The organism is Sphingobacterium sp. JB170, from assembly GCF_900163865.1.
Taxonomy (GTDB): Bacteria; Bacteroidota; Bacteroidia; order Sphingobacteriales; family Sphingobacteriaceae; genus Sphingobacterium.
Map to the genome: position 1 here is coordinate 149,150 of NZ_FUKU01000030.1, position 20,981 is coordinate 170,130.

Sequence of the window (20,981 nt, forward strand, 5' to 3'; positions counted from 1 at the left end):
ATCGGCCTGACGTAAAATTATGTTTGACCTTTACGCTGTTTGCGAGGTTTTTGTATAACTCTCGTTATGTACATTTAGTACCGCACGTCCAGAGGGATCATTTAGATTTTGAAATGAGGCATCCCAAGCTAAAGCCTCCGGTGTGCTACAAGCCACAGATTTCACAGAAGGCACCGTCTTTGCCGCCGTCTCAGAAGGAAAATAAGACTCAAAAATCGTTCTATAGAAATATTCCTCCTTATTTTTCGGTGTATTCACAGCAAACCGACTCGCAGCGACTTCAAATTCCGTGTCACTCACTTTTTCCGCAGCCTGCTCCTTAAGCACGTCAATCCAGCCGTATCCCACGCCGTCAGAAAATTGTTCTTTTTGTCGCCATGCGATACTTTGGGGAAGGTAATCTTCAAAAGCTTTGCGAAGAATCCATTTCTCCATACGTCCGTCTCTAATCATTTTATCTTCGGGGTTGATTGTCATCGCGACGTCGATAAACTCTTTGTCTAGAAACGGAACGCGCCCCTCTACTCCCCATGCGGCCAACGATTTATTAGCTCTTAAGCAATCGTATAGATACAATTTATTCATTTTACGCACCGTCTCTTCGTGGAACTCCTGCGCATTCGGCGCCTTATGGAAATAAAGATATCCACCGAATAACTCATCAGATCCTTCACCTGAAAGCACCATTTTAATCCCCATTGATTTAATGACTCGCGCCAACAAATACATCGGTGTGGAAGCACGAATGGTCGTCACATCATAAGTTTCCAAATGATAAATCACATCGCGCACGGCATCCAATCCTTCTTGGATCGTAAAATTAATTTCATGATGAATCGTACCAATATGATCTGCTGCTTTTTTCGCAGCGACTAAATCAGGTGCCCCCTTTAAACCTACCGCAAATGAATGCAGTTGTGGGTACCAAGCCTCTTCCTGCCCCCCTGATTCAATCCGCTTTGATGCAAACTTTTTCGTAACCGCCGCAATCACCGAAGAATCTAATCCGCCCGAGAGCAGCACGCCATAAGGCACATCCGACATCATTTGGCGTTGCACGGCATCTTCGAGTGCTTTACGTAGCTTTGCGATATCGGTTTTAGCGTCTTTTACAACTTGATAATGTGCCCAGTCGCGGATATACCACTTTTTAGGCTCCTGTCCTTCTGCACTATATAAATAATGCCCCGGAGGAAACTGCTCAATCTGCACGCAAAAACCTTCTAATGATTTCAGTTCTGAGGCGGCAAAGAGTTGCCCAGAAATATCTTTCCCGTAATATAGCGGAATAATCCCCATATGATCGCGAGCAATTAAATACGTGTCGTTGCGACCATCATAGAGCACAAATCCAAATATCCCATTTAAATCCTCAAGAAAAGTGGGACCTTTCTCCAAGTATAAGGCAAGTATAACTTCGGAATCCGATAACGTGCTGAAATTATAATTAGGCAATAGCGTACGCAAATATTGATGATTATAAATCTCTCCATTGACAGCCAACACCACTTGCCCATCAGGACTAAATAAAGGTTGACTTCCAGATTTGGGATCCACGATCGCTAAACGTTCATGCGCTAAAATCGCTTTTTCATTCGTATAGATACCGGACCAATCTGGCCCCCGATGCCTAATCCTTTTAGACATTTCTAACACCTGAGTCCTCAAAGGATCCAAAGACGTTGTGTTCAAATCAAAAGCGCCGACAATTCCACACATATAATTCTACTTTAATAATGTTTGTTATGTTTCATTACAATTAACAGAACAAAGTAACCAATAATATAATTAAAATCATAACAATTTTTAACTTTTATTGAAAATGTAACAACAAAACCAATATTATATTACAAATAAAACACAGAAAACACGATTACATTAACAAACGGACCCATAGAAACAGCAAAATAACCCTGTGGTCAGTAACTACCGTACCCCCCCGTTAAAAGTATATAGATGCTCACAAAAAAGACCAAACACATTTATGAGTTTGGTCTTTTTTACCTCCTTAACACCTGAGCGAGGAACGCTCAGGCTATGGGAAAATACCAAAGTTAATCGTTAGATAATCCCATGAAGCGACCGACCCTTTTCACCCAATCTATCAACCCTTCTGTCTACGTCCGGGTCCATCATTAATACAGGTGCATGATGCGGCTTACTACGTGCATCGATGATAACCGGCCCAGTACAACCCCAATGTTTGAATGCTAGAAAACTACCTATACCGTATATATCGTGAGACGGATTACTCCGCGTGAATGTCACCCATACAAAGTTATTCACGCTCGCTGCAGCAAAATCTGCGTCGTCAACTAGAACGATCAATTGAATACCGGAAAAATCACATTCTTCAGCAGCCTGTGTCCAGCGAGAGATGGCATCAATTTCCTGCTCGTAAGAGGCAAAATCACGCCCATCAACGACAATAGCTCCAGGCAGCGCCAGCTTCGCTTGATTAAACGGTCGAGGCAACGCTAAATCTTTTGATACTTCTCTCGCGAGCTCCCTCCTTTTTTTTCCTACAGCCGCAAACGTAACTTTGGAACCTGCATTTAGACCATCCCCCGAATAATCAAGGGTATCAATAGTCGTATTGGTATTAAAATGCAAATCGCGCGTCAAATCAATGCGCTCAAGTATATGTGAAAAAAATGCGGGAATATCATAAATATCAAGTGTAGGATTATCTTCAAAAGCAGCGATAAACAGATATTTAGCTAAGCTTAATTGATTCGTTCCTAGGATTTGATTGGATATTGTTAAAAGTTCCTGCGGACGGACGAGGTCTTGATATGGCGTGTACCGTTCGCTGCCTATAGCAAACAACAGTGGATGTACACCTGCCGGGTCAACTGCATTTACCGCATGTAATCCGCTAATCTGTTTGGGCATTGCACTTCCAGTAATTTCATGAATCAACGCGCCGAAACTTGTATCCTCCTGCGGCGGTCGTCCAACAACGGTGAACGACCATATCGGATTTTCCTTATGATATACCCGATGAACCTTCATAAGTGGAAAATCATGCGTCAAACTGTAATAACCAATATGATCACCAAAAGGTCCTTCAGGCTTAGTCTCTTGTGGATACACCGTACCCGTAATCACAAAATCGGCATCTGCCGATAGACAGAAACCCTGATCATCGTAGAAATAACGAAATCGCCTATTTCCTAACGCGCCAGCAAATATTGCTTCAGACAGTCCCTCGGGCAAAGGCATCACTGCCGACAACGGGTGCGATGGGGGACCTCCAACGAATATACTTACCTTCAGGGGTTTTCCTAACTCATTCGCCCTAGTTTGATGAATACCGATCCCGCGATGCAACTGATAATGGAGTCCAATTTCTTCATCCTTTAGATACTGGTTACCCGAGAGTTGTATCCGGTACATTCCCAAGTTTGCTTGCATAATACCCGGCGAACTAACGTCTTCAGTATATACCTGTGGCATAGTGACAAAGGCACCACCATCCTTCGGCCAGTTCACAATCTGTGGTAACTCGGAAATCTTCGTTTGCCCATACAGAATGGGTGCGCCACTTTTTTTCTTCCACGGTAATGCTCCGGTTGCCACAAACGAAGAGCTCATATAGTGCAAAGGCCTCTTCAATACAGATGCTGGGTCCATTTTGACATCGACAAGCTTTTTAACGTGGTGAAGCGTATCGCGAAACATAAATTTAGATCGGTCAATGGTACCAAAGAGATTTGATACCGCTGGAAAACGTGAACCTTTAATATTTTCAAAGTACAGTGCAGGTCCCTGTGCATCGAACACGCGCATATGAATTGCCGCCATCTCCAAATAAGGATCTACCTCTTCTTTTATGCGTATCAAATGGCCGTTGCGTTCCAAATCGTTCACACATTCCGCCAGACTTTTGTATCCCATGTTGCTAAATTATATTCTAAGCAAAAATAGCAGAATTAACGATAAAGCGATAAGTATTTCAATCCCTACAATGTAAAGATTGCTACGAAATACAAGCGGCACTACCGCGCAAATTCTTGATCCTCCAGCAAAACCTGTTCAATGGGAGAGAACCGGAACGGCATCTGCTTGCGCCAATCATTATCTACAATACTATTTACCCGCATGATACGACTAAACTCGGCCTGATCGGTCGCACTAATATCAAGATGCTTCCGATAAACAAGCCTAACAAACCATTTTGGAAGATCCACAATGATCTGCCCAGCGTGCACCATTTTCAATTCTTTGTACTTGTTAAAAAGGTCGCCAAGCGACATCGGGTTGGCTCCACCTAACTCCACAACTCTATTTTTAAAAGCCGGCACATCGAGCATCAATTTAAGCCACCTAAAAAAATCCCGCACCCCGATTGGCTGCAAGGCATGCGTCGCATAGAACTTAGAATAGAAAACAAATTTTCTATTCGCAATATCCCTAATTACCCGGTCGACCAGTGAATCGTGCCCAACAACGCAGTTTTTCAATATAATCGTATAATCCACGCGAAGTTCACGCAACAAGGATAAAATAGGCTCGATACACATTCTATCCACCAACCGAGCTACATACACAACGCGCTGACAAGAATTCTGTTGAAGAAGCTGTATAAAATTACGAAGTGAGATAACCTCCAATTTCAGGTTTACTTCATCATAGAGCGTAGGTACCTGCGTATAATATATACCTGCTTTTAATTCGTGTGCGTTCAGCGGGAAATCCCGCACCCCTTTAATAAGGTCGCCCTCATACACTGTCCCATGCATCGGCTCGAACATACGTTTTTCAAAAAGCTTAAGGTTACGTGTAACGGCAAACACGCCAAAATTTTCATCAGCAAACAAACTTAAGCTTCGTCTCCCCACATAATTGTTTAGTCCGCTAATTAATACATTCATATTTATTTGTTCTCATCTTGTTTCCACAACAGGTAAATTATGAGGGATAACAAAACCGACTCGGTAATGTTCGATGGAAAATAGAATTAAAAGCAATACTAAAAACAAACGATTACAGTACGAATGTCTCACCTATGTCAAAACCAATTCCGCAGCCCGTAAACATCGCAGAAAGTCGATTCTTTACATTATATTTGCGTAAATCGATAAAAATTCAGCTAAGCTTCTTCGAGCATGACAAAAAAGGTAATATTGGTATGGTTTAGAAATGATCTCCGTGTTCAAGATAACGAAATTTTGTCCGAAGCTGTAAACAAAGCCGATATTACAATTCCCGTCTATTTTTTTGATCCTCGCTATTTCAAGACCAATGATGACGGATTCCAGAATACCGGAATATTACGTACCCAATTTCTAATTGAGACCGTCCAAGCATTGAAGCATAGCCTTCAAGAATTAGGCGCCGACTTGTTAACGTTTATCGGTAAGCCTGAGGACCATCTGGGAACATTATGCGCTAAATATGACGTCACCGAAGTATACCATCATCGCGAAGTCGCTTACCGTGAAACACAAATATCTGAACGCGTAGAGGCTGCACTATGGGAACAAAAAATCAATCTCAAGCATTTTATTGGCCACACTCTTTACCATAAAGAAGATCTGCCAATACCCATTAAAGATATACCAGACAATTTTGCTGCATTCAAGAAGAAGGTGGAAAAAGAAAGTTTCGTACGGCCAACTATCGATCCGATCGAAACAATAATTACACACCCGCACCTGGAACATACACAAATAGCGACACTGGGGGAACTGGGCTACCATGAGGATAGCTCGCTAGACGATAAACGCATCCAAGGCGGCGAGCGGCGAGCGCTACAAACCATAGCTCAAACATTATCCCTGAACTATAGTGAGATTGATGACTACAACCTCGTCTCTCCATATATTGCCGTCGGCGCTGTTTCTCCGATATTTTATTACCACGAGATTAAAGCGGCATACAGCCCCAATAAAAAGAAAAAATACGACCAATTAATCTTGCGTTTAATGTGGCGAGATTATTTTCGATTTATGCTAAAAAAATACCCGAATATTTTTTTCAAAAACCACGATGTATCCACAGACGTAAAGAACAGCATCGAAGTATTACAGCAGTGGCTAACCGGCCAGAGTGAACACCCTGTAATTCAGGATTTAAAAAACCAAATGCAGCAAATCGGAAACCTCCCGTACGCGCATCGGGAGATTCTTGCGGCGTATATGATTCAACATTTACACGTCAACCACCTATCGGGGGCTAGAGTCTTCGAGGAATATTTCCTTGACTACGCACCCGCAACGGTATACGGCTATTGGCTACATTTTGCGCAAAAAGGGACTAGTTTAAAAGACAATTTAAAAACAAGTTGGGAAGAATTAATTAAAAAAAATTATAAGGCGCATGCTTCAATCAAATAGTTGGACAAAAAACAGCAAGCACGAGACAATAGGTGCTCCAAGTGCGGATTTAATAAAAACAGACAATACCTTAAAATTCGCGCGCTTTAGAACACATTTTGTTGATTTTAAAGGTGACAAAATATTTTATAATTACTAACTTTGACCAAAATTCTTATAAGTAAAATTTCCTCATGGATAAATTAACATATTTGAGTAACGCTGATTCAGGATACATCGACTCGTTATATCAAGCATACAAGGAAGACCCAAACGCCGTAGACGTAAGCTGGCAAAAGTTTTTTGAAGGTTTTGAATTTGGACAAACTAGTGATGGAGGCACTGCTCCAGAAAGCTCAGAACAAGCGATCAAAGAGATAAACGTGCTGAATATGATCCATGGGTACCGCGACCGAGGCCACCTATTTACCGAAACTAACCCGGTTCGCGAACGTAGAAAATACTTCCCTGGCAAAGAATTAGAGACATTTGGACTTTCCGAATCAGATCTTGACACCGTATTTAACGCTGGTGTAGAAATCGGGATAGGCCCAGCGAAACTGCGTGATATTCGCCAGTTCATTGAGGACACCTATTGCCGCTCGATTGGTGCAGAATTTCGTTACATCCGTAATCCGGAAAAAATCAAATTTTTACAAGATAAAATTGAAGCGGATCGCAACAGCCCAAACTTCACCTTAGACAATAAAAAGCGTATATTAAAAAAACTTAATGAGGCCGTAATCTTTGAGAGCTTTCTGGGCACTAAGTTTTTGGGACAAAAACGCTTCTCATTGGAAGGAGCTGAATCTTTAATCCCAGCGCTGGATTCAGTTATTCAACAAGGATCAATATTAGGTATCGAGGAATTCGTTATCGGTATGGCACACCGGGGACGTTTAAATGTACTTACAAACATCATGGGAAAAGCGTATAAAACGATCTTCTCGGAGTTTGAAGGTAAAATGTATGAAACAGATCCCGAAATCCAATTTGGTGGTGACGTAAAATATCATTTAGGGTTCTCTTCAGACATCACCAGCCAAGCAGGCAAAAACATCCACCTAAGCCTTGCGCCAAATCCTTCACACTTAGAAACAGTTGATGGTGTTGCTGAAGGTATGGTTCGTTCGAAAATTGACCTAAAATACAGTGGAGATTCCTCCCGAATAGCACCAATCTTAATTCACGGTGATGCCGCAATAGCAGCACAAGGTATCGTCTACGAGACGATCCAAATGTCTAAACTTGACGGTTACAAATCCGGCGGTACAATTCACATCGTTATCAACAACCAAGTAGGTTTTACCACAAACTATAAAGACGCGAGATCATCTACTTATTGTACGGACATCGCTAAAGTAACCTTATCTCCCGTATTTCACGTAAATGGAGATGATGTGGAGGCCTTAGTCTACGCTATTAACATTGCTGTAGAATATCGTCAAAAATACAAAACCGATGTATTTATCGATTTATTAGGCTATAGACGTTTCGGACATAATGAGGCTGATGAGCCTAAATTCACGCAACCATCACTATACAAGCTAATTGAAAAACATCCGAACACGCTTGCGATCTACGTCAAAAAACTCGTCGACGAAGGAAGTATCGATATCGATTTTGCGAAATTATTAGAAAAGGATTTTCGTGGCGCATTGCAAGAGCGACTAGACGAAGCAAAAAAAGTCGAGAAAATCAGTGAAGAACGTCCTATGTTTGCTGGTGCCTGGAAGGGTCTTCGTCCCGCAAAAACGACAGATATTGAAGCTAAAATAACTACAAAAGTATCGAAGGACCTATTCGTATCGCTTGCAACAGAATTAAACGCACTGCCTAAGGACAAAAAATTCTTCCGCAAAATAACCAAAGTATTTGACGACCGATTAAAAATGATCGACACTGACAAATATGATTGGGCGATGGGCGAATTAATGGCTTATGCCACCTTATTGAATGAAGAGTATCGTGTGCGTATTTCCGGACAGGACGTACAGCGTGGAACATTCTCACACCGCCATGCAGTTGTAACATTGGAAGATTCTGATGAAACTTATACTCCACTGGCTAAACTTAAAGGCGGCGATCGATTCAATATCTACAACTCGCTGTTATCTGAATATGCAGTATTGGCATTTGAATACGGTTATTCTTCGGTGAACCCAAATTCACTTACGATTTGGGAAGCACAGTTTGGAGACTTCGCTAACGGCGCACAGATCGTCTTCGATCAATATATTTCTGCTGGAGAGACCAAATGGAAACGCTCAAATGGTCTCGTGCTACTTCTTCCCCACGGAATGGAAGGTCAAGGCCCAGAACATTCTTCCTGCCGCATAGAGCGTTACCTAGAAATGTGTGCTAATAATAATATGATCGTTGCTAACTGTACGACGCCGGCCAACTACTTTCATTTATTGCGCCGTCAATTACACCGTGATTTTAGAAAACCGCTTGTTGTTGCCACACCAAAAAGCTTATTGCGGCATCCAAAAGCGGTATCACCCATCAAAGATTTTACTGAGAACAACTTCCAAGAAATTATCGATGATCAAAATGTAACGGCAAAATCAGTAAAACGCGTTGTACTTTGCTCGGGTAAAATATATTATGATCTTCTTGACAAACAAGAATCCGATAAACGTAATGATGTTGCACTGATACGGGTGGAGCAGTTGTTCCCTATAGCGCACAAACAAATAGAAGCATTGCAAAAGAAATATGCAAAAGCCGAATTTAAATGGGTGCAAGAGGAAAATGAGAATATGGGTGCTTGGCCATTTTACTTCCGTAAATTCCATGGATCGAGCCTCAACTTGAGCGTAATTGCTCGCCCAGAAAGTGGCTCTCCTGCAACCGGATATATGAAACAACACCAGGCGCAACAAGCAGAAATTATCATTAAAGCATTTGAAATTTAAAACATATCATCCTATTAACTTGTTGTTGATATAACAGAAGACAAAAATATGAGCTTAGAAATTAAAGTACCGGCAGTAGGTGAATCGATCACAGAGGTAACCTTAGCAGAATGGTTAAAACAAGATGGCGATTACGTTGAAATGGACGAAAATATCGCTGAATTGGAATCGGACAAGGCTACATTTGAGCTTCCCGCAGAAAAAGCTGGGATCCTTAAAATTATTGCCCAAGAAGGTGACACTTTAGAAATCGGCGCAGTTGTTTGTACCATCGAAGAAGGGGATGCTCCTGCTGCTGGTGGCCAGATGACGGAAGAAGCTCCTACGGGAAAAACGGAAACTAACGATTCAGAACCTGTGAAGGATACTGAAAGTCCGGATTCCTATGCTGCTGGCACGGCCTCGCCCGCTGCCGCCAAAATTTTAAGAGAAAAAGGTATCGATGCCTCGACGATCAAAGGAACGGGTAAAGATGGTCGTATCACCAAAGAGGATGCCGAAAAAGCACAATCTAAGCCCGCTACTCCTGCAAGCAAACCTGCGACCGCTGCGACGCCTGGAGTTGCTCCTGTAGCTGGTTCGCGTAACGAGCGTCGCGAAAAAATGACTTCCCTACGTAAAACCATCGCTAAACGTCTGGTGAGCGTAAAAAATGATACCGCCATGTTAACTACTTTTAATGAAGTAAACATGCAGCCTATCATGGATCTACGATCGAAGTATAAAGAAACATTCAAAGAAAAACATGGTGTAGGTCTTGGGTTCATGTCCTTTTTCACCAAAGCGGTTACTACCGCATTGAAAGAATGGCCAGCCGTGAACGCGCGCTTAGAAGAAAATGAGCTTGTGTATTCCGATTTCTGTGATATTTCAATTGCAGTCTCTGCTCCTAAAGGACTCGTTGTACCTGTAATCCGCAATGCGGAATCAATGAGCCTACACCAAATTGAGAAAGAGATTATAGTACTTGCGACAAAAGCACGCGACAACAAATTAACAATCGATGAAATGACAGGTGGTACCTTTACGATCACCAATGGTGGTGTATTTGGTTCAATGATGTCTACGCCAATCATCAATGCTCCACAATCAGCGATTCTTGGAATGCACAACATCATACAGCGTCCTGTTGCTGAAAATGGGCAAGTGGTGATTCGCCCAATGATGTATATCGCGCTATCGTATGACCACCGTATCATTGACGGTCGTGAGTCCGTAAGCTTTTTGGTACGTTTAAAACAACTACTAGAAGATCCAGCGAGACTTCTACTAGAAGTTTAATTATACCAACTATATATTAAATAAAAGGTCGTCTATTAAGGACGACCTTTTCAATTTTGACTTTTAATCAATGACAAGCGTAAGAATTTCAGCTTTTATCTCTGCCCTGCTGATCCTGATTGGCAATGTAGCGACGGCGCAACGGATTGGTCTAGAAATCGACCTGTTCGGTTATGCCGATAACAGAGAGTTCAAGTCCACCTATACCGAAGACAAAACGTATTTCGGAACCATCTTGACCCCGCAGCTTTATTTCGCAATAGACAATACGAGTAGAATATATGGTGGAATACAATATAAACAGGATTTCGGCAAGCATGCACAGAATGGATCGGATGTTTCTCCAGTAGCGTACTACAACTATAAAGACAAAAACTTCGATTTTGCTTTGGGGCATATGCCTCGCCACGATCGTCTAAGAAACGTTCCTTTGATGGTGCTGTCCGATACGCTACTCTATGAACGGCCAAATCTGGAAGGTATGTACTTCTCCTACCGAAATGAAAATATCCAGCAAACGCTATACATTGACTGGTTGAGTAAGCAAAGTAACGATTATCGCGAACGCTTCATCGTCGGACTTTCAGGAAAGTACAAATTTGGGCGTTTCTATATCGCCGATGACGCCTTATTATACCACAATGCCCTCTCAAGTAATGACAGTATCGAAGAACATATCCAAGACAACGGCATAGTCTTATTGCGCGCTGGTGTAGACCTAAGCGCTATGACTTTCCTAGATTCCTTGACGATCGATGCGGGCTTTGCCCTAGGTTTTGACCGTGTACGGACAGAGTATGAACTGCGAACATCGAGTGGTTTTCTTTCCAATATTCACCTTGGATATAAACGATTCTTTATAAAAAACACCTTTTACTTAGGTGATCCTCAAAATCTCCCAATGGGTGATTCGTTCTATCATCGCGACCGATACGACCGGTTAGAGCTCGGATGGATGCCGTTAAAAAAGGGAGCGCTCGAGGGCAAATTTACAGCTGCTTTTCATTTCGATTCCCAGCAGGTCAGCAATCAGCAATCGTTTACTTTACGGTATCGATTTGGTTCTACCCTATGGCGCCAAAAACAGTAATGCCATAATAACCAACGTTCGATCCGTTACCCTGCACCTCAACTACCGTGCTACTCATACCAAGCGTTTTTAGTCGGGTGCAACTAGATCATTGCGAATCATACGATCGTTATACTGTTGAATAAATGCTTTTAATTGCATATCCAAACTATCGCTAACACTGGGTAGCTTGGTTACTAAGTTGTTTTTTTCGTAACGGTCTTCCCGGAGGTTGAATAAAGAAACCGGGTGTTTACCATTGTGGCTCATAAAATAATCACCTTTGAAAAAGTTGTACATCCCACCGATGTTATTGACCAAGAAATTATCTTTTCGGGGCGAAAAAGCATTAAACCCAAATGAAAAGTAAGGTTTGTCATATCCGATATACTGCAACACTGTTGGCAAAATATCGATCTGTTGCACGAGTTTATCGGAGTATCCTTTCAACTTCCCACCGGGGCGGTAAAAAATGATTGGAATAGCAAAGGCGTTCGCGGCGGTGTTATACTCCGGAAGGTAGCTAACTGTAGCGTGATCAGCACAAATTACAAACAACGTATTAGCATACCAGTCCGCATGTTTAGCACGTTGAAAAAATTGTCGTAATGCATTGTCCGTATAGCCGACAGGTTCTTGAACGGGCAATGGTCCTTTCGGAAATTCCCCCTCGTAAGCTGCTGGAACTTTAAAAGGATGATGTGAACTCAGCGAGAAAAAGGAAGCGAAAAAAGGCTGCTGAAACGTATCGAGCTTACCGGCCATAAATTGAAGAAAAGGTTCATCCCAAATCCCCCACATGCCATCGAAATCCTTATCGTTGTTGTATTCTGATTTACCGTAATAATGCTTTATACCGGCGAGTTTTGCATAGGCAGAAAAACCCATACTACCGTTGGGTGCGCCATGGAAAAAAGCAGTTTGATAGCCTTCGGCGCCTAGCAACTCGGCAATACTTGTTGTTTTATTTCCCGAATATACCGAAAGAACAAAAGGTTCGCCAACCGAGGGGATTCCAGAAATAATTGAAGGTAAAGCATCAATCGACTTACGGCCATTCGCATATGCTCTATTAAAAGAGTAGGATTCTTGTATCAAGGAGTCTAAAAACGGGGTATACCCACGATATTGCCCCCCCTGTATGTCTTTGTTTAGGGCGCCAATATGTTCTCGAGCGAAGCTTTCTAAAATTAAGAATACCACATTCAACTTCCGAAACTTCTCCTCACCCGAAGGCTGGTGAATGACCGGGTAAATCCGATCCAGTTCTTGCTCAGAAAAAAAATACACCTGCTTCAAAGCGACGGCCTTGAGCGTTTTTAAAATACTAAAAGGGGTATTTAATACAATATTCATTTCCTCGGGTGCTTTGACAAAGTCACCTGCATTGCTCAGCGTGATCGGTCTGGTGCTGTGTGCCCAGCCACCACGAACACCGCCAATAAACAAAAACGCGACGGCCAGTAGCAGGATAGATTGCGCCCCATAGAATTTCCACCCATTATCTTTAGGCCGCACGGGAACGGCGATGCGAGCGATCTTCGATATAAGCAGCACAAGCAATACAAAAACAAGCACTAAGCCCCAATAATCGATTAAAAAATCAACTATCAAGCGCCCCATATTCTCCTCATTGGAAAACTGTGCGAAAAGCGTCCCGGTGGTGCGCTTTAGGGTAAACGGGTAATAGGCAAAATCAATTAAATTTGCAGCGACACCAATACTATTTGTCACCACAAATAAGCTTCGCGTAATTTTTTGATAGCTGAAGTGGTATTTTAACCTCCATGGAATACTTTGCATGAGGATAAACAAAATATTGAGGTAAAGTAAAGCGACAATATCAAACAACATCCCTCCCCACATCATGAACAACAGGTCCGAGGTTTCAACCTGCGGGAACAGGTTGTAATTATAAAAATAAAATCCCAATCGCATCAGCGCATAGAGCACCAAGAGTAAAGTAAATTGCGTAAAAGGTATAAAAAATGTATTAACAATACTTCGAGGAAGAAACTGTCTCATTCTAATATTTTAAAAAATCATCATAGACCTTTTGGTAATAACCTTGGGCATATTGTAGTAGGCTGTCGCGCTCATGAGCCTCTCTTGTACTAAACGTACTATAACCGGCCGCCTTCCCTTGCACGTCGTAGCTCACTGCTCCGGAGGATGAAATTACTCCGAAGGTACTGTTCGAATTGAAGAATGCCATATGCTTGCGTTTTCTAGCAAATAGGTTTTGTGAGTAAGGATATGCTCGTCCATCATTCCCAACAAAAGCCGCTAGCGTACTTGCAATGTCTAGTTGACTAACGATAGCGTCGATCTTTTTACCGCGATAGTCCTCCTTCAACGCTCCACCAAAAACAAAAAGCGGAATATGGTACCGATTCGGATTGTCTAGTCCATATTTCTCTTGCGGGTAAAAATGCCCATGGTCGGAAGTAACCACAACTATTGTATTTTCATACCACGATTGCTTTTTCGCCTGTTCGATAAAAGAATAGAGCATCGAATCCGTATAGTATGCCGTACTCCTATATGCGTTCGCTTTGGTTTCGTTCCCAAATTGGTAACTAGGGGAAAGATCAAACGGTTCGTGATTGACAAGAGTGTAGAAAATGCTAAAAAATGGCTGTTTGTCCTTGCTCAGATCCGCTAACATGCGCGCAGCGACCACATGATCATATACGCCCCAAGAATTACGCTTGGTATTGACGGGAAAGTTCATCATATCGACTATTCTATTCACGCCATGGGTATACATGAAAGATTTTACGTTGTAAAATTCACTCTGCCCGCCATGGTAGAACGATAGGGCGTACCCCAAAGAATCGTACAATTGCGTGATAGAATGAAGTTTCTCATGTTTGGGAATATATTTAATAATGCTTTCAGGCCCCTGTGCCGGGAATCCGCTAAATGTCGCGATTATTCCTTTATCGGACCGATCGGCAGCAGCATATGCCGAGCGGAAAGAAATACCCTCATCCATTAGCTTTTTCATCTTCGGAGTGACGTCAGTTTCCCCACCAAGGTCTTCAAATACCTGTGCTACCATCCCTTCCAATAGTACCAAAATAATATTTGGTTTGGAGATGTTGAGCACCGTGTCAACACTATGGCTGTCGTAAGTCACCACAGTCGAGGTAAGCTTACAGGCTTTTTCCTTCGTAAAAAATTTGTATGGGCTTTGCTTTGTGTTTTTCGTAAGATCTTTTAAGAATGTCCAGTAAGTATTTACCGCAACGTGATTTATCGTATTATCTTCAGAGAAATAGACGGAACTCGGATTAAGTACGGCACGCCCATAACCACCACGAATGAAAGTAAAAAGTAATCCGATACCAACAATAAACGTAAAAATCGAGGTTGACAATTGCTGCCTACGAAATTTGGCCATCGGCACAACGAAAAGATGGTAAAAATAATGCGCGATAAAAAAGTAGAAAACCAAAACTAAAATAGCTGATCCCACCATCGTTAGATCAATGGAATTGGACACTCCGCGAAGCGCACTCCAACCTAAAGATATGGCTCTTTTACTGAGCTTTTCACCCCAGGCTTCATACAAGAATACATTTCCAACCGTAATGGCGGAAAATAGAAAGGTAATAACCATCACGTATCCGCGCAACAGCCAGGAGGAAACAGGTTTTTTAATCCAGCTTTGCTGTACGATAAAAAAAAAGAAAGGGAGCGCTGAAAGGTATGCTGCAATAGAAAAATCCATCTTTAAACCGTATAAAAAAGCATAAAGAAGTTCGGTAGGGTTCTCAATTTGCTGCCACGTACCCCCAGCGAAAACCACCCGATCGATCAGAGATAATATAATCCAATAGCCGAATACAACACTAAAGAATCCCAAATTCCCCCACCAAGCAGATTTGTCTTTCATCGATTTACTATAATCTTAATAAACTGTTTACCTAAAATTCATGGTAAAAATACGTTTATTTAATAATAAGTATCATAGACCTCGCCATTTCATCAACATTTTATTGCATAGATTCTTCCTATAAATCTAAGCAAATGCCTATTTTTGCGTTTGAACTTTTTATCAAAATGAGTATAGCTAAAACATACGATCCGAAAGAAGCAGAAGCAAAGTGGTATTCCTATTGGAAAGACAATGGTTTTTTTCGTTCCACTCCCGATCATAGGGAACCTTACACGATTGTAATGCCTCCACCAAACGTTACCGGGGTATTGCACATGGGGCATATGCTGAATAACACCATACAAGATGTCTTGATTCGTAGGGCACGTATGCAGGGCAAGAATGCGTGTTGGGTACCCGGGACCGATCATGCATCTATTGCGACCGAAACGAAGGTTGTGACTATGCTTAAAGAACAAGGTATCGATAAAAAGTCCTTAACACGCGACAAATTTTTAGAGCATGCGTGGATTTGGAAAGAAAAGTATGGTGACATTATTCTAAAACAATTGGAAAAACTCGGCGCATCGTGCGACTGGGAACGGACCAAGTTTACCTTAGACCCGGATCTTTCTGAATCCGTTATAGACACCTTTATCCGTTTCTATAATGAAGGTTATATTTATCGCGGCGTACGCATGGTTAACTGGGATCCGCAGGGGAAGACTGCACTTTCCGACGAAGAGGTCATTCGCAAAGAAGTTAACCAAAAACTTTATTACGTACGCTACCAAGTCAAAGATAGTGATCGGTTCATCATTATCGCGACAACACGCCCGGAGACGATCATGGCTGATGCCGCAATTTGTATCCACCCCGAAGATGCGCGTTATCAAAATCTTAAAGGTAAAACCGTTATCGTCCCGCTGATTAATCGCGAAATTCCTATTATTGAAGATTCGTATGTCGAAATGGAATTCGGTACGGGATGCTTAAAAGTAACACCAGCACACGATCTAAATGACTACGAGTTAGGTCAAAAGCATAACCTACCGATCATCGACATATTAAATGACGACGGTACTCTCAACGAGAAAGCAGAAATTCTTGTTGGTGAGGACCGCTTTATAGCGCGCAAGAAAGTGGCTAAACTGCTGGAAGACGTTGGACAAATCGAGAAAATCGAAGACTACAAATCACAAGTAGGTTTTTCCGAACGTACCGATGCGGCCATAGAACCTAAACTTTCTATGCAATGGTTCTGTAAAATGGAAAAACTGGCAAAACCGGCACTTAATTACGTTAAGGACGGTACAATTAAATTAATTCCAGATAAATTCTATGCTTCATACAAACATTGGATGGAAAACGTCAAGGATTGGTGTATCTCTCGCCAACTTTGGTGGGGCCATCGTATCCCGGCATGGTACAACGCGGCCAACGAATGGGTTGTGGCCAAAACACAGCAAGAAGCAATTACCGAGTTTCAAAATCAAGGAAAGTCTACAGACGGTTTACGCCAAGAGGATGACGTGTTAGACACCTGGTTTTCTTCGGGTTTGTGGCCTATGTCCGTATTTGATGGCGTACGAAATCCAGAAAATGCAGAATTCAAATATTATTACCCGACAAATGACTTGGTTACTGCCCCAGAAATCCTCTTTTTCTGGATCGCGAGGATGATCATCATGGGACACGATTACACCCAGTTACCTCCTTTTAAAAATGTATACCTTACCGGCATCGTACGGGATAAATTGGGTCGTAAAATGTCTAAATCGTTAGGTAACTCTCCGGACCCTATTCAACTTATGGAGCAGTACGGTACAGACGGAGTACGTGTAGGTATGCTTTTATCGTCGCCTGCGGGTAATGACCTGATGTTTGACGTCTCCTATTGTGAGCAAGGCCGAAACTTTGCGAATAAAATTTGGAATGCATTCCGTCTAGTAAAAGGATGGGAAGTTGTACCAGCGCCTGCCACAGCTGCGCAAAAAATAACTGCGACCTGGTTCGACAACAGATTTAATGAAGCGGTAAAAGAAATCGACGAACATTTCACAAACTATCGATTGTCCGATGCATTGATGACAACATACAAACTCATCTGGGACGATTTCTGTGCTTGGTACTTAGAACTAATAAAACCAGCCTACCAGTCTCCTATCGAACAGGAGACATTAGAAACTGCGAAATCATTCTTCGAAAAAATCCTAACGCTAGCACATCCCTTTATGCCGTTCTTGACCGAAGAGCTATGGCATGATGAGATTTTTGAACGCTCGGACGAAAAAAATTGCATTATTGTTGCCTCCTACCCTACCGTGCAGCCCTTCCAGGAAGAGATCATTAAAGAGTTTGAAATCGTTCAACAAATTATCTCCGAGGTACGCAGTATACGTAACGCAAAGGGAATTTCACCGAAAGTTGCCTTGCCGTTAGCAATCAACACCACCTCAATTGACTTCAGCAAATATGAACAAAGTATTGTAAAACTTGCTAATATAGCGGAATTCACACTCGTAAATGACAAAGTCGCGGGCGCTGTAAGTTTCTTAGCTGGTAAAACAGAATGTTTTGTTTCCCTAGAGAATAACATTGATGTGGAGGCAGAAAAAGAAAGGATCAACAAAGAGATAAAATACCTTAAAGGATTTTTGAACGGGGTGGAAAAAAAATTATCCAACGAACGGTTTGTACAAAATGCGAAGCCTGAAATTGTAGAAAACGAAAAAAATAAAAAGGCAGACGCCGAGGCAAAGATAAAAATCTTAGAAGAAAGCCTATCTTCCTTGCATTAGTCTGTCCAGAGCATTCATCAAAGAACCCCGAGTTGCTCACGCATACTCGGGGTTCTTTTTTGTATAATCCCCCGAGCAGGCAAATCTCATGCTCATCATTAAACCCACGGAACGCTGGCAGGGAAATTTTAACAAGGTATCCCACGGGGAGTATTCACCGAAACAACATGGCCTTTAACCGAGGAGTTTTCTTAATTCACCTATTTACATTAGCCTACAGGTCGTTTTCATTCTATATTTGATGAATCAAAACAAAAATAATAGATCATGAAAAATAGTTCAACATTTAATTTCAGCTTCGAGAGCATCACTCAGCTAATCAACAGTACGTTCACAAAAATCAAGAAAACAAATGTCAAGATTGCTAAGAAGTCGGGGGAGCAATATATGAGTCTTCCTTTAATAGTTGCCCTGATTATTACCTGTATATTGCCCTTTATCGTTATCGCAGGCGTAATAATCATATTAATCTTCGATATTGATATTATCTTCGAGCGCCAAATTGATAAGCTCGATAGAATAGAGGAATAATATCATTTAACAAGCACCAAAAAAACTAAAAACAAACAATAATATGTTATTAATCGCCGTACTACTTCCATGGCTCTCCTTTTTCCTGCGAGGGAAAATACTATCTGGAATTCTATGTCTTATTTTACAAATTACAATACTTGGCTGGCTTCCGGCAGCCATCTGGGCGGTAGCCTCCCGGGTAGATGGCAAAAACAAAACGCGGATACGGCGTTTAGAACGTAGTCTTTAGCATCGCGAAATCTCAACGGACATTTTCACATCTCACCAATCGCCGCCGTAAAATACGTTCACGAGGCATAATATAAAGACAATGTTCGTCCTTAGGCCGCGGAATCCCCCAGAAATCTAGGGTTTTCGTTTTCAAATAATTCCATATATCTACATCGTATTCCATTTATTCGGGAACCAGGAAGCTGACATCGATTTTATGCACTGAACATCAATTAGATAATCATCTACAATGCTTAAAATAAAAATAAACCGGGCCTGTTTTAAATTTTTTAAAAAAACACATAAAACATGTGGATTACAATTGCACAAATAGAAATTGAATAGGTAAATGCGGCGCACATGCCCCCCGAGGTAACGGCGAGCCCATAGCCCCTTCAGATACCCCTTTCCTGCAAGCGAACTACGCCGGAGTGTACCGTGCCAAGGAACAGGTTATGTTTGATTTATATTTTGTAAAATATCAGAAACTTCAAGGCCTGGATATGGCCTGGTCAGCCGGAAAGGAACGGAAATTCTGCCGTCCATATTTTAGGAAATAACCCAATCAAAATCTGGATATCTAATTACCAATCACGAGAATAGAACGAGCACGGGAGACCGAGAACAAACATGCCTATACAATAAGAATGGGAGGCTGGATATTCCAGTCGACACGTACGCTGAAATAAAAGCATTTGAAAAAGTAGATATTCTATTTCTCGCTACCCGCAGCGTCACAAATCCCGCAGCAGTGGATAAAAAGGCAGCAAGGCAGCGAAACGTAGAGTATGCCATTCTAAAGTTAAAGGACAACAGCTGTTCCGTGACTAATACATTTTCCGCTAACCATGTTTCTATCTGGTCCTTGGACGAACAAACAGGAATGCTGCCTTATCGCCAATCTGTTGATGGTAATATCTCAAAATCGCGCTAAAATATAGTATTAAATTTCCTGCATCGGCGGGCCGCGCAGAAAATTGTTAACCATGAAGTGCGTCTATTTTCGCAGTTGAAAACTGCAATAACATACACTTCGTGCAAAATGCAGCTTCTTTACGAAATATTCCAAATCCCCAGCTTTAGGGGATTTGGTTATAAAAATGGCATTAAGAAAGAAAATAGGTGCTATACGAATTGCGTATCGCGCACTGCAACTTTCGTCCAATATTTACTATATTTTTCTGCCGCAGCAAGGTGATCTGGATGCTTTTCGTAGACATTAATCTCCTCGATCGAATTAAATAAGACGAATATGCTATACTGAAATGAATTGTCAACAACTTCTCTATCAGTGGTCGGCGCAGGTTTTCCAATGTGGAACGCCAAAATTCCCGGAATTTTCTGAAGTGCTGCAAAGAATTCCAAGAAATCTTGTTCTTCTTGCTCGGTTATCCCTTCTTTTAACCAAAAATAAACAGTGTGCAATATTCTGCCAGAATCAAATTCCACATCGGCCGCTTGTCCGCTAGCCGCCGAGCTACATGATCCTGTTAAAGCTGCAGATACACCTAGTGTCGCTGCACTTTGTAAAAAACTTCTTCTTTCCATGACTTAGTTTGATTAAATCAAATATAAATATTAAAATCCTAAAGCCAAAAACAATCGGTTGCATAATTTCAAAATACACTCATTTACGGGAAGTTACTTCCCTCCGGCCGAGTTTCCATATCGATATTTTCACGGCCGGTTCTCTTTTCATTCAAACACAAAACAGTCGTCCGGTAAGTTTCCCAAAAGAACAATTTCGCCAGGATCATTCAACAATCTTGAAATGCCACTTTCGCAACCGTCATTACTCTATAACTAGGAACAGCATATTAAAGTAATAAACTAGGAAATTAACCGGCTTGAAAGATTGTACTTTAGATTTGTCACGAATTTCGCTTTTTATACCTTGCGAATATTATCTTTGTTAAGCATTGTAACATGGATATTAAATCGCGTTTTGTTAAACAATTGCGC

General features: G+C 41.7%; 13 protein-coding genes. 7 read left to right on the forward strand and 6 right to left on the reverse strand.

Annotated features, from left to right (window positions below; translation table 11 throughout):
• Positions 1 to 30: 30 nt before the first annotated feature.
• From asnB to FM107_RS09785, 3 genes are all read right to left on the reverse strand, one after another.
• Entirely contained in the window at positions 31 to 1,719 is a 1,689-nt protein-coding gene (asnB, locus tag FM107_RS09775) for an asparagine synthase B (RefSeq protein WP_086948319.1), read from the reverse strand.
• 342 nt (positions 1,720 to 2,061) lie between these two features.
• The gene (locus tag FM107_RS09780; protein ID WP_086948320.1) at positions 2,062 to 3,900 is read right to left on the reverse strand and encodes a UbiD family decarboxylase; all 1,839 of its coding nucleotides are present in this window, start codon (positions 3,898 to 3,900) and stop codon (positions 2,062 to 2,064) included.
• A gap of 101 nt (positions 3,901 to 4,001) precedes the next feature.
• Complete coding sequence (locus tag FM107_RS09785) at positions 4,002 to 4,877, reverse strand: hypothetical protein (protein WP_086948321.1); 876 nt, start codon at positions 4,875 to 4,877, stop codon at positions 4,002 to 4,004.
• Positions 4,878 to 5,111: 234 nt separating this feature from the next.
• On the opposite strand from FM107_RS09785, the gene FM107_RS09790 reads away from it, so the two are divergent.
• The 4 genes from FM107_RS09790 to FM107_RS09805 all read left to right on the forward strand — a co-directional run bounded on the left by FM107_RS09790 (position 5,112) and on the right by FM107_RS09805 (position 11,612).
• A complete protein-coding gene (locus FM107_RS09790) occupies positions 5,112 to 6,341 on the forward strand; it encodes a deoxyribodipyrimidine photo-lyase (protein ID WP_086948322.1) in 1,230 nt (409 codons plus the stop codon).
• Positions 6,342 to 6,514: 173 nt separating this feature from the next.
• Entirely contained in the window at positions 6,515 to 9,241 is a 2,727-nt protein-coding gene (locus FM107_RS09795; protein WP_086948323.1) for a 2-oxoglutarate dehydrogenase E1 component, read from the forward strand.
• Between the two features lie 48 nt (positions 9,242 to 9,289).
• Positions 9,290 to 10,522 carry a 2-oxoglutarate dehydrogenase complex dihydrolipoyllysine-residue succinyltransferase gene (gene odhB, locus FM107_RS09800; protein ID WP_086948324.1) on the forward strand — a complete coding sequence of 411 codons (1,233 nt, stop codon included), beginning with the start codon at positions 9,290 to 9,292 and terminating at the stop codon, positions 10,520 to 10,522.
• Between the two features lie 70 nt (positions 10,523 to 10,592).
• The gene (locus FM107_RS09805) at positions 10,593 to 11,612 is read left to right on the forward strand and encodes a hypothetical protein (protein WP_086948325.1); all 1,020 of its coding nucleotides are present in this window, start codon (positions 10,593 to 10,595) and stop codon (positions 11,610 to 11,612) included.
• A gap of 69 nt (positions 11,613 to 11,681) precedes the next feature.
• Here the strand turns inward: FM107_RS09805 and FM107_RS09810 are convergent, their stop codons facing one another.
• The gene (locus FM107_RS09810) at positions 11,682 to 13,616 is read right to left on the reverse strand and encodes an LTA synthase family protein (RefSeq protein ID WP_086948326.1); all 1,935 of its coding nucleotides are present in this window, start codon (positions 13,614 to 13,616) and stop codon (positions 11,682 to 11,684) included.
• Position 13,617: 1 nt separating this feature from the next.
• A complete protein-coding gene (locus FM107_RS09815) occupies positions 13,618 to 15,492 on the reverse strand; it encodes an LTA synthase family protein (protein ID WP_086948327.1) in 1,875 nt (624 codons plus the stop codon).
• A 167-nt stretch (positions 15,493 to 15,659) separates the two neighbouring features.
• On the opposite strand from FM107_RS09815, the gene FM107_RS09820 reads away from it, so the two are divergent.
• The 3 genes from FM107_RS09820 to FM107_RS09830 all read left to right on the forward strand — a co-directional run bounded on the left by FM107_RS09820 (position 15,660) and on the right by FM107_RS09830 (position 19,038).
• Positions 15,660 to 18,275: a valine--tRNA ligase gene (locus FM107_RS09820; protein WP_086948395.1), complete on the forward strand. Its 2,616-nt coding sequence runs from the start codon at positions 15,660 to 15,662 to the stop codon at positions 18,273 to 18,275.
• Positions 18,276 to 18,542: 267 nt separating this feature from the next.
• On the forward strand, positions 18,543 to 18,806 hold the full coding sequence (locus FM107_RS09825) for a DUF4342 domain-containing protein (protein WP_086948328.1): 264 nt from the start codon (positions 18,543 to 18,545) through the stop codon (positions 18,804 to 18,806).
• A gap of 43 nt (positions 18,807 to 18,849) precedes the next feature.
• A complete protein-coding gene (locus FM107_RS09830) occupies positions 18,850 to 19,038 on the forward strand; it encodes a YqaE/Pmp3 family membrane protein (RefSeq protein ID WP_086948329.1) in 189 nt (62 codons plus the stop codon).
• Between the two features lie 1,106 nt (positions 19,039 to 20,144).
• Here FM107_RS09830 and FM107_RS09835 read toward each other — a convergent pair.
• Positions 20,145 to 20,567, reverse strand: a complete 423-nt coding sequence (locus FM107_RS09835) for a Dabb family protein (protein WP_086948330.1) — start codon at positions 20,565 to 20,567, stop codon at positions 20,145 to 20,147.
• Between the last annotated feature and the right edge of the window lie 414 nt (positions 20,568 to 20,981).